This window comes from Neorhodopirellula pilleata (assembly GCF_007859915.1).
Classification (GTDB): Bacteria; Planctomycetota; Planctomycetia; order Pirellulales; family Pirellulaceae; genus Rhodopirellula; species Rhodopirellula pilleata.
Genome location: NZ_SJPM01000015.1, coordinates 21998 through 32867, shown reverse-complemented (window position 1 = coordinate 32867; position 10870 = coordinate 21998). Strand labels below are relative to the sequence as shown.

The window sequence follows — 10870 nt, the reverse complement described above, 5'->3', positions numbered from 1 at the left end:
CCGATGAAATCAATTCCATGCATCATCGCAGTTGTCGCTTGCTCGGTCGGGATCAACCCCGTCACCGCGTCCGCGCGCGAGAACGATGCGTTTACCAAACCCAATGTGCTGTTCATTGCCGTCGATGACTTGGCTTGCACACTCGGGTGCTACGACGATCCGCTAGCCAAGACTCCCTGCATCGATCGTTTGGCCGATCGTGGAGTTTGTTTTCAACGCGCATACAATCAACTGCCGCTGTGCAATCCGACACGCGCGTCGATCATGACCGGGCTGCGTCCGGACACGATCAAAGTCTACGACCTTGATCGGTATTTTCGCGATGAACGTCCCGACGTGATCACATTGTCGCAAGCGTTCAAGCAGGCCGGCTACTTCGCCGCCCGAACGGGCAAGATTTATCATTACAACGTTCCCGCCTCGATCGGAACGGACGGTTTCGATGATCCACCGTCGTGGGACCGCACCGTCAATCCAAAGGGCCGCGATAAAACCGACGAGTCGCTGGTGTTCAATGCCGAACCGGAACGCAAGATCAGCGCGTCGCTCAGTTGGTTGGCCGCCGACGGGACCGACGAAGAACAAACCGACGGGATGGTTGCCACCGAAGCAATCAAAATGATGCGAGAGAAACGCGACGAGCCGTTCTTTTTGGGCGTCGGTTTCTTTCGGCCGCATACGCCTTACGTGGCACCAAAGAAATATTTCGATCTGTATCCGGTCGAGACATTACGACTGCCCTACAGTCCCGAGCGGGATCGTGACGACATTCCAACGGCCGCCTTTGCCCACAATTGTCCGATCCCGAATTACAATCTCGACGAAACCACGTTGTTGCGGGCGACTCAAGCGTACTACGCGTGTGTCTCGTTCATCGATGCCCAAGTCGGACGCTTGCTCGTCGCGCTCGATGACCTAAACATTGCCGACCGGACGATCGTCGTGTTATGGAGTGACCACGGCTATCATCTCGGCGAGCATCAAGGTGTCTGGCAAAAACGCACCCTATTCGAACAGGGGTCTCGCGCACCGCTGATCATCCGAGTGCCCCCCGCGTTGCTCTCTGCGCAGAGCCAGGCGAACGGAAGCGGGGTGTGTCGCCGCGTTGTTGAATTCGTTGACATCTACCCGACGCTGACCGATCTAGCCGGGATCGAATCACCGGTCGGATTGGAGGGCCGCAGCTTGCGACCTTTGATCGCCGATCCACTTGCCGATTGGGATGGCTTCGCGGTCACGCAGGTCTTACGCCCCGCCGACGATCGCCTCAGCGAACCGGTGATGGGATGCAGCATCCGGACCGAGCGATACCGCTACACCGAATGGGGCGAAGGTAGATACGGCGTCGAATTGTACGATCACCACGCCGACCCGAACGAATTTCGAAATCTCGCGGTCGATCCCGACGATCGTTCGATCGCCGTGATTGAGCGTCTGCGACCGATGCTACGCGGCAGGGCCTCGGGCAAAACGCCGACCACCCCCTTCAATCCCGCGAGATTGTGAGTGCGGACGCCGGTCGATTTTTTTCGATCACTCGACAGATTTTCGCCCCAATGCCGGTTTTTGAAAACCTTTGGGTAATCGTAGTAGCTGGACTCGCAAGAGTTCAGAGGTCGTCCTATCGGATTCCGAAGTCTTGCGACTCCGGCTACCCTGATGTTGAAAATGCTGGAAAACGAGTGAAGATGTGCCGGTCGTGAGGCCGATAACGATTGTGCCACCAAACCGTGGGAGGCATTTTTCCGATCGTAGGGGCCACAGCAGATGACCAATACCATGAAAAGTCGACGAATCGTGACCACTTCGGTGGCGTGCTTAACCCTGGCGGGTGTCTTGTCCATCACGACCGGTTGCCAAACCTATTTGAATGGACAAACGCTGCCCAGCCCGTATTATTTGCAGGACGACGTTCAGTATTTCCCCGCCGGACCGGAATTTAAGCTTCCTCGCGAAGCGGCGGCCTTGAAAGCAGCCCGGGCTGAAGAGAAATTAAACCGACGTTAGGATCGGCCTCCCGTTTGCCGCGTTCAATCCCCACACGCCGGAATCTCCCGATGAACCGCACGCCGCACCAAGATCGAATCATTCGCAACTATTACCAAAACCGCGATTCGATCGGTCTGCAAAAAGCTCAGGAAGCCGTGACGGAATTGTACTTGAGCGAAGGCAAGAAACGCTTGACGGTTTGGAAACGTCTAGAAAGCCATCTCGAAAAAATCGGCGTCAAAGAAGATAAGATCGCCGAACTAAGAGAAGCGGACGATCCCGCGGCGGTCGCCAAGCTGCTCGAAAAGTTTACCTGACAAGCTGTCGACTTCAAAATTCAACGTGGCGGACGAACGATGAATCGCCGACCCGATTGGGGCTACCGCGCGTTCTTAATCGGCTCGATCGCAAGCGCCGTTTGGATGCTGTTGACTCCAGTGGTTCCGTTTGTGTCGGATTGTTTGATGCGACGATTCCACCTGCGAACGGCATCCTACTCCGCGTGGGCACTGCAGCAGGCGATCCCGCCGATGTATAGCTTTCGCAACACGGTTGAAGTCCGCAACGTTCCTTTGGATGTGATGGATTCGGGTTGGCTCGATCCGTTCTTGCTCGATCCGCTCGCCGATCCGATCTCGCCGCTGGGCGTGACGGGGTCGAACACGACGACATCGAATCGCTTTGGCGTGATTGCATCCCGCACGATCAATCACTTTCCCGCCCGCGAAATCACCTTCGCCAACACCCGCTATCGATACTTCAGTGAACCGGAGAATCGATCCCAAGCGGATCGTTGGTTCGTGTTGGAATCAACCTACGGCAGTCGATCGCTGCGATCCACTTATGAGCTGCATCTACACAACGGGCGTTCCTGGCGAATGAAGTTGATCGATGAATGACGCTCGTCGCTCCGGTCCATTGACGTGCACATTGATCGGGATCTTGTTGGGCCTGGTTTGGAAGTGGTCGTTTTTTCGGTTCGCTGACACGGTTTATATCCAAATCCCGATCGAGCACGATTTCTTTCCCTCGCCGATGCGAGATGCGATTGTTTTGCGGATTGCTTACCTAGCAAGCGCGGCCGGTTTCTTGGTCGCCTTGCTGTTCGCTCATGTTAGGCCGACGTGGGACCTTTTCAGGACACTCGCGTGCGCGATCGGAACATTCGCGTCGGCTGTGATGCTGGTCCATCAGGGCTCTTACAATGATGTCACGTTCTTGATGGTCGTTTGGTGTGGTGCATTTGCAACTTGGTACTCCTCACGATTGCGGCACGATGACTCAAACCACTTGCAGGACAAAGCTCTGCGGCTGAGTCGGATCATCCTCTCGGTAATGTTCCTAGGCGGTTTGGTCGGCAAATGCACCCCCGAGTATTGGTCGGGGCAAGTCCTGTATGAAATCTACTTCGTCGACCGCGATTTTTGGTTCTTCAATTGGATGCGGATTCGGTACGACGGGGAAGCATTGCGAAGTATCGCGACCGTCTACAGTCGATTGGTGATCGTGGTCGAAATTTTTGGGGCGTTGAATTGGTTCGTTGGAGAGTTCATTGGGTCGAGATTCGCAGCTTGGTCGGCGATCGCGATCTTGCTATCGATCGGCGTGACCTCGAACTTCCTTCTGTTCTCCGTGCTCGCTCCGCTCATCGGTCTCGCCACGATCGGCGTGCAAAATCGCCCCACCGCAAGAATCGGTTGATTCAATCGTAACCCGAAGCGTTAGCAAGGGATACTTACAAAGGATTGAATGGCGTTCAATCCCTCGCTTACGCAGCGGGTTACGATTGAATTAACAGCCCAGCGCCCATCGGCTAATGGTTGCAATTCGTTATCCCAAAAAATCAAAACGCCGCTCGAGTGCCGAGCAGGAACTGCGGTCAACATAAGCCGACAAAACGCTTAAATCGCGACCCGGGCCACTATTTTGACAAAATGTCAGTTTTGACAACTTGTCAAGTTTTATCTGCGAGCCATAGTAAGGGTATGCACTCAAACATGCCCCAAACGACGCTGACACCTAAACAGCGAGAGATTCGCCTTCGCGGTTCAAGGATTCTCGATTGCGCCTATCCGATGGTTCGCGAAGGCGGGCTCAACGCGGTCAGTATGGACGCCATCGCACGGGCGATGAAATGCACTCGGGGAACGATTTACAATCATTTCCCCAACAAAGAAGACGTTCTATTGGCGATGGCGACGCGTTCGGTTCAGCGGCGAATGCAACTGTTTCATTTCGCGGCGGGCTTGGGCCGTAATTCGCGTGAGCGTTGTGCGGCGATCGGAATCGCGGCGGAAGTTTATGTCGACACCATGCCCGATGATTTTTCAGTCGAACAAATCACCCGCCACGATCCACTGTGGCAAAAAACGTCGCCAAAACGTCGGGAGGTGTTGCAGCAATCCGAACACGCATGCATCGCGAGCGTCGGCGGAGTAATCGAAGCGGCCATCGACGAGGGCGATCTGGTACTTCCGGATCAGCCCAAAGCCAAGCGAGCGGCCTATCGGCGCGACTTGGTTGAGCGATTGGTCTTCGGTTTGTGGTCGCTTGTTTACGGTGGTTTGGTTCTTGAGCAAACCGGTCGTTTGATCGGACAACCCGATTCGGAGGAAACGGGGGGAATCCACCAACCACGTCAAGCGATTCGTCGTAACTGCAACGCTTTGCTCGACGACGCGAATTGGCGTCCGCTTTATGATCCGAAACAATACGCCGCCTTCGTCCGTCGAATTCAACCCGAAGTCATTCGTCATGCCGCCGTGGTGCGTGAAACCACCGGGCTATCCACCTTCGACCAGGAGTCGGCGGAATGAGTCAGTCAGGAACGAGTCCGACAACGGTGACCAGCGACACAAGCGGTGTCAACAACGCAAGAAAGACCAGCAGGGTGAACCGGAGTTGGTTGTGGATGATCGCTTTGTCCGTCCTGGGAATCTCTGTGGCGGCCATGGGCATACGAGAGTTCCGTGCGCGATCGGCCAGCCTTACCACGGCCAACGCTGATGAACATTCTGATGCAAACGTGTCAAGACCACACACCGACGTGAGCGTGACGCCAGCGGGTACGCTTTCCGCTCCGCAGCTCTTCCAATCGTTTCGTGGCGAGATCCGTCCGCGCCGAGAAAGTTCCTTAGCCATTCGCCGCGCTGGAATACTGGCCGAGATCATGGTGCATGAAGGCGACCGAGTTCGTTTGGGCGACGTTCTGGCTAGGCTTGATACCTCGGACCTCGACGTCCGTGAGCAACTCGCCGATGCCGAAGTGGACGCGGCGGAAGCAGCAGTGACCGAAGCGGTAAGGGGACCACGTTACCAAACCCTGCGAGCCTCGGCCGCACGCGTCCGGCAACTCAAAGCCCAACTCAGTGCCGCGCAAAGCCGATGGGAACGTCAACAGAAACTCGATGTTCGTAACTCGGGCACCGCCCAAGAACTCGATGACGCACGGTTCGCGTCCGAAGAACTACAGGCCCGTCTCGAGGCGGCGGTCGCGGAACTTGACGAACTCAATGAAGGTACCCGCGTTGAGCAAATCGACGCTGCCAAAGCACAACGCCGGGTTGCCATCGCGGCCCGCCAACAGGTGGACGTGGACCGTCGAGATAGCCAGATCCTGGCACCGTACGACGGTGTGATCGCGAATCGATATTTCGATGAAGGTGCTATGTTGTCTCCCGGCCAACCCGTCTTGCGGATTCTTGAAACCGATCCGATCGAGGCTCGCTTTGGCGTGCCCGCCGGCGTTGCCGACACCATGTCGATCGGTGATTCACTCACCGTCGTCATTGGCGAAAACCAGGCGACCGCTCGCATCGTTCGAATGCAGCCGCAGGTTGACGAAATCACTCGCACACGCGCGATCGACGTGCAACTCGACCCGTCAACGAATCAATCACCGGCGATCGGCGGCGTACTGGTCGGCCAAACCGCATCACTTCAAATCCCCGCGACAAACTCCACCACCGCCCACTTCTCCGACACCGAAGGTGCGGGCAACATACCCTTTTGGTTACCGACGGAATCGTTGGTCAAAAGCTCCCGTGGATTGTGGTCGATTTACGTGGCGGTGCGGCAATCCGATCGCGGCATCGATTTAGCCGAAATTGAACGGCGTGAAGTCCGAATCGTACGAACGACCGGCCAATTGACGTTAGTCCAAGGCATGCTTCGGTCGGGTGAGTTGGTCGTCACCGACGGCGCACACCGCATCGGCCCCGGCGTTGCGGTTCGCGTGCATGTTGATCCCGTCGATCGAATCGTCGAACAACCGCTCGCATCGCAACACGTCTGTGCGCCGGAGAGTTTACAGTGAACCTCGGACGCGTGGCGGAGAAGTTCTTTCATGATTCGCGTCTGTTGAGTCTGATCATCCTGTTGATCCTGGTGGCGGGCTTGAGTTCGCTCGCGGTGCTGCCGCGGATGGAAGACCCGGTCTTGGCCCGACGGGTCGCGCTGATCAACACGCGAATGCCGGGCGCGGATGCCAAACGCGTCGAAACGTTGGTGACCGAAAAGATCGAGAACCGCCTACGTGATATCGAAGAGATCAAAGAACTCCGTTCGGTCAGCCGCATCGGCATCAGTAGCGTGTCGGTCGAACTTCGCGACGACGTGACCCAAACCGACACAGTTTGGTCACGTGTGCGCAGCCGTTTAGATGATGCGCTGGCCGACTTGCCGCCCGACGCGATACGCCCCGAATTTGAAGAACTGGAAGTACGCGCCTATGCGATGATCGTAGGTTTGAAATGGACGGGATGGGGCGGACAAGATGATCCCGACATTCGAGTCTTGAGACGCTTGGCGATCGTCTTGCAGGACGAATTGCAAAACCTACCGGGAACCGATTCGATCGATCGATTCGGTGATCCCGGTGAAGAGATCGAGGTGCAAGTCGATCCGGCAAGGTCTGCCGCGATGGGAATCACCCCCGGCGACATCGCCGAACGCTTGGCGTCCTACGATGCCAAAGCCACCGCGGGCGTCATGCGAGACGGGATCAGCCAAACGTTACTTAAAGTAGGCAATCAACTCGATGCCATCGATCAAATCGAATCGGTGCCGGTCTCCAGTTTCGAAGGACGGGACGTTCGGCTTGGTGAGATTGCGGAGATCACGATCGGCGTTCCGAATCCCCCAGCGACAGCGGCCAACCTCAACGGTGATGAGGCCGTCGTACTGGGGGCGATGGTGCGTCCGGCTTATCGGATCGACCGTTGGACGCAGGCAGCCGAAGCCTTGATCGCAGAATTCGAATCAACGCTTCCCGTCGGAATCGAAATCGATTTCGTTCTCAAACAAAGCGAATATGTCCAAGCGCGTTTGAAATCGTTGTTGTCTAATTTGTTCCTCGGTGCCCTCGCCGTCGCCGGTGTCATTTGGCTCTTGATGGGTTTTCGATCCGCCTTGATCGTGACCTTGACGTTGCCGCTTGCAAGCCTGATGGTTTTGTTCGCACTACGAGTCGTCGGTATTCCGATCCATCAAATGTCCATCACCGGATTGATCATTGCACTCGGATTATTGATCGATAATGCGATCGTCACCGTCGACGAAGTCAAAGGGCGTTTACGAAACGGAGCGACGCCGGCTAATGCCATGTCCGGGAGTGTTTCGCACTTGGCGATCCCGTTGTTGGGTTCGACGCTGACGACGGCGCTGGCGTTCGCGCCGATCGCGCTAATGCCCGGACCGGCTGGCGAATTCGTGGGCGCGATCGCGATCAGCGTGATCTTCGCCATTTTCTCATCCTTGTTCCTCGCCATGACGGTCATTCCGACGATCGCCGCCAAGGTTCTGGCAAAACCGTCACGTGAAGAGAAGACGACATTTTCGGGGATTCGATTGCGGCGATTCGCCTTCGCGTTTGAAGGTCTCGTCCGACACTGTGTCTTGCATCCGTGGCGTGGCGTCGCGATCTCGCTGGTACTTCCTTTGATCGGCTTTGCCGTTTTCCCGCTACTGGATGAACAGTTCTTCCCCGCCAGTGGGCGAGATCAATTTCACATCACGATCGAAGGGGCTCCGACCGATTCGCTCGATCACACTCGCCGAGCGGCTCAGATCGTCGATCGAATCACGCGAGAAACAGGGGCCGAGCGGATTGATTGGTTTTATGGCGAAAGCGCACCTCAGTTTTATTACAACGTCATCGCTCTTCGCAAAGGCACTCCGAATTTCGCCCAAGGGCTCGTCAAGTTGCCGGCGGGGACGGATCCGCAACCGGTGATCCATCGGCTACAAGATCGCTTGGATCGCGAGATCCGTTCTTCCCGCGTGCTCGTCAAGCAACTCGAGCAAGGGCCGCCCTTTTCCGCCCCGGTTGAAGTCCGTCTGTTTGGTCCCGACCTGGATGTCTTGCAACAGCTCGGTGACGAAGTTCGTTTGCGACTGAGCCGAATGCCAGAGGTCACGTCGGTGAGGACGGACATGACGGAGGTGCTACCCCAAATTAGTTTCGACGTTGATGAAGCCAGTGTCGTGCAGGCGGGCGTCTCGCCGACCCAGATCGCTGGTCAATTGGCGTTCTCGTTGGAAGGTCGCCTAGGTGGCAACATCTTGCAAGATAACGAAGAGCTTCCAATCATCGTACGAGTGGGCGGTGTCGACCGTGGTGAGCTCGCGAAGATTCAAAGTTCTGACATTCAATTGACGACCGCCGAGGGCATCCGCTTAACGCCGTTGTCGGCAATCGCTCAAACCGTTTTGACGCCCGAAGCAGCGGCATTGCCACGTCTGAATCGAATGCGAATGAACGAAGTTGCCGCTTATCTCCAGGCCGGGGTCTTACCGAGCATCGTGCAGTCTCGATTGGAGGCCGAGCTTTCCGATTGGCAACAGAATCTGCCGACCGGTTATACAATGTCCTACGGCGGGGAAGCCTCCAAGCGGGACGACGCTGTAGGGAATCTATTCAGCACCGTCGGGGTGCTGGCGGTGTTGATGTTAGCGACGTTAGTGTTGTCGTTCAGTTCGTTCCGCATGGCAGGCATTATCACGTTGGTGGCCGCGTTGTCGGTCGGTTTAGGCATGGCGGCGTTGACGGCGAGCGGGTATCCGTTCGGGTTTATGGCCATCATCGGCACGATGGGTTTGATCGGGGTGGCGATCAACGATTCGATCGTTGTCTTAGCGGGCATTCGCGCCAACCCGTCCGCCGTTGCCGGAGACACCGAGGCCGTCGTCGGTGAAGTCATGCACACCTCACGGCACGTCGTCGCAACGACGTTGACGACGATGGCGGGCTTCACGCCTCTGATACTAGACGGCGGCGGATTCTGGCCGCCGATGGCCGTCTCGATCGCCGGCGGAGTCGCCGGAGCCACATTGCTCGCGCTGATCCTGGTGCCCTCACTGCACACCCTTCTGATGATCCATCGTTCAAGCTAGTGGTCTGTCACAGCTAAACACTAGGGTTCGCTGTAGTGGATCTTGTTAAAGATCCGACCGCTACAGGATCTTTAACAAGATCCACTACCCTAACTTTTAGCTGTGACAGACGAGTAGTGCATCGTTCCCATTTAGTTTTCAGGTTCACTCAATCAGCCGATACGCGATAACGACCAAATACCAGAACGCCGGATGCCACCATTCGCCAATCAACAATAGCGAGGACAACGCATCGTCGGCGGACGCTCTAGCGAGTACAGAACAGAACGATGTAAACAATCGCAAGGGGCAGGACAAAGATTCCCAAACATGGGATCAATATAAAAAAAGAAAGGCAACTCGCTGCGGAAATAAGAGATTGTTGTCGGCAAGATTCCCAGCGTGAGAATTGATAGTAGACCGCGAAACCAGGAACGAACAAATACATCAATCCTGAACTCGCCGATTCTCCAAATGCAATCGATACTCCCCAGATGAAGACGCCGAACGAGAGTAACCACCAACAAACCACCGGCACCCATAGGCTCCAAATCAACAGGTCGGGTGGAACCAACCCGATGGCAAAAAGCGTTCCGAGGCGATAGAGCAGCGTAGCGACAATGACGACGGCGAAGAGTGTCCATGTGCCGCTGTCACTGCGGCGTGACTTGCCACGTTCCGACGGGTTGGTCAACCCGTTCTGATAGGTAGAACGTTGGTACGGATTGTACGGCGACGGTTGCGGATTGGCAGGAAACGACGAAGCGGTCCAGATAGGTGTGAGAACCGAAGGCGTGAAGGGCCTTGCGGGAGGGTCAATAGTCGGGGGCGGTCGCAGGATAGGAGCTGGTTTCGTCGCCGCCTCAGCAGTCGGACGATTCGCTGGAGGTGAACGCTGATTGATTGGATTAACGCGTGCTGATGAACCGTCCCGCTCGGACTGCCTCGCAGTCGAACGACGGTCCGGTTGAGCCGCCTGATTGCCGTTTGGTCTCGTTACGCTTGCAGTCGAACGTTCAACTGGTTTCGCGGATAGCCTCAGCTTCGATAGCTCACTACGGAGCTTTTCTTGTTTGGTTAGAATCTCGATAGTGTCCGAGGCGGAACGCCAATCAGGCGACGAAGCCAGACGCAGCATCGCTTTGGCTGGCAAATTGCCCTGTTCATGCAAACGCAGAATCTTCTCACGGACGAACGGACCGACTGTCTTGTCACCTATTCGGACGTAGTATCCGTGCTGATAGACTTTTGCAAATAGTTCTTTCACTTCAGCGGCCGGACGCCACGCGCTGTTCCCTTGCCTGACGGTTGCCGATGACGAAAAAGCCCCTGAGAGTAACCTAGCGCGGATTTCCGGTTCGGAAAAAGGGCCTTCCTCGCGGGTCGGATCTCGAAGGTACCAATTCACTCGCGTCGTCTTGGTTGAGTAAAGTGCTTAAGGGGATGGAAATTGCCGCAACAGTTTACTCGAAACCACGAAAAAAGTCTGCGATTGCTTTCTGCCAACCTC

General features: G+C 56.2%; 10 protein-coding genes. 8 read left to right on the top strand and 2 right to left on the bottom strand.

The window, feature by feature from the left end:
• The first annotated feature begins 3 nt into the window (after positions 1 to 3).
• From Pla100_RS24885 to Pla100_RS24860, 6 genes are all read left to right on the top strand, one after another.
• Positions 4 to 1506, top strand: coding sequence for a sulfatase (locus tag Pla100_RS24885; protein WP_146581240.1), 1503 nt, complete (start codon positions 4 to 6; stop codon positions 1504 to 1506).
• A 273-nt stretch (positions 1507 to 1779) separates the two neighbouring features.
• Complete coding sequence (locus Pla100_RS24880; protein ID WP_231603563.1) at positions 1780 to 2007, top strand: hypothetical protein; 228 nt, start codon at positions 1780 to 1782, stop codon at positions 2005 to 2007.
• Positions 2008 to 2057: 50 nt separating this feature from the next.
• The gene (locus tag Pla100_RS24875; RefSeq protein ID WP_146581236.1) at positions 2058 to 2306 is read left to right on the top strand and encodes a hypothetical protein; all 249 of its coding nucleotides are present in this window, start codon (positions 2058 to 2060) and stop codon (positions 2304 to 2306) included.
• 39 nt (positions 2307 to 2345) lie between these two features.
• Complete coding sequence (locus tag Pla100_RS24870; RefSeq protein WP_231603562.1) at positions 2346 to 2888, top strand: hypothetical protein; 543 nt, start codon at positions 2346 to 2348, stop codon at positions 2886 to 2888.
• Positions 2881 to 3690 (top strand): hypothetical protein, encoded by an 810-nt coding sequence (locus tag Pla100_RS24865; protein WP_146581235.1) that lies wholly within the window; start codon positions 2881 to 2883, stop codon positions 3688 to 3690. Before Pla100_RS24870 ends, Pla100_RS24865 begins: the two co-directional genes overlap by 8 nt.
• Before the next feature lie 296 nt (positions 3691 to 3986).
• The gene (locus tag Pla100_RS24860; protein WP_231603560.1) at positions 3987 to 4805 is read left to right on the top strand and encodes a TetR/AcrR family transcriptional regulator; all 819 of its coding nucleotides are present in this window, start codon (positions 3987 to 3989) and stop codon (positions 4803 to 4805) included.
• Between the two features lies 1 nt (position 4806).
• Here the strand turns inward: Pla100_RS24860 and Pla100_RS31920 are convergent, their stop codons facing one another.
• Positions 4807 to 4947, bottom strand: a complete 141-nt coding sequence (locus tag Pla100_RS31920) for a hypothetical protein (protein WP_231603558.1) — start codon at positions 4945 to 4947, stop codon at positions 4807 to 4809.
• Between the two features lie 67 nt (positions 4948 to 5014).
• On the opposite strand from Pla100_RS31920, the gene Pla100_RS24855 reads away from it, so the two are divergent.
• On the top strand, positions 5015 to 6304 hold the full coding sequence (locus Pla100_RS24855; protein ID WP_197168213.1) for an efflux RND transporter periplasmic adaptor subunit: 1290 nt from the start codon (positions 5015 to 5017) through the stop codon (positions 6302 to 6304).
• Positions 6301 to 9381: an efflux RND transporter permease subunit gene (locus Pla100_RS24850; RefSeq protein WP_231603556.1), complete on the top strand. Its 3081-nt coding sequence runs from the start codon at positions 6301 to 6303 to the stop codon at positions 9379 to 9381. Before Pla100_RS24855 ends, Pla100_RS24850 begins: the two co-directional genes overlap by 4 nt.
• Positions 9382 to 9628: 247 nt before the next feature.
• Here Pla100_RS24850 and Pla100_RS24845 read toward each other — a convergent pair whose 3' ends face one another.
• Positions 9629 to 10768 (bottom strand): DUF4339 domain-containing protein, encoded by a 1140-nt coding sequence (locus Pla100_RS24845; protein WP_146581229.1) that lies wholly within the window; start codon positions 10766 to 10768, stop codon positions 9629 to 9631.
• Positions 10769 to 10870 lie beyond the last annotated feature (102 nt).

What these genes read in the sequence shown, in the direction of transcription:
- Pla100_RS24885 (WP_146581240.1), top strand. Translation starts at nt 4, where the DNA reads ATGAAATCAATTCCATGCATCATCGCAGTTGTCGCTTGCTCGGTCGGG.
- Pla100_RS24880 (WP_231603563.1), top strand. Translation starts at nt 1,780, where the DNA reads ATGAAAAGTCGACGAATCGTGACCACTTCGGTGGCGTGCTTAACCCTG.
- Pla100_RS24875 (WP_146581236.1), top strand. Translation starts at nt 2,058, where the DNA reads ATGAACCGCACGCCGCACCAAGATCGAATCATTCGCAACTATTACCAA.
- Pla100_RS24870 (WP_231603562.1), top strand. Translation starts at nt 2,346, where the DNA reads ATGAATCGCCGACCCGATTGGGGCTACCGCGCGTTCTTAATCGGCTCG.
- Pla100_RS24865 (WP_146581235.1), top strand. Translation starts at nt 2,881, where the DNA reads ATGAATGACGCTCGTCGCTCCGGTCCATTGACGTGCACATTGATCGGG.
- Pla100_RS24860 (WP_231603560.1), top strand. Translation starts at nt 3,987, where the DNA reads ATGCCCCAAACGACGCTGACACCTAAACAGCGAGAGATTCGCCTTCGC.
- Pla100_RS31920 (WP_231603558.1), bottom strand. Translation starts at nt 4,947, where the DNA reads ATGCCCATGGCCGCCACAGAGATTCCCAGGACGGACAAAGCGATCATC.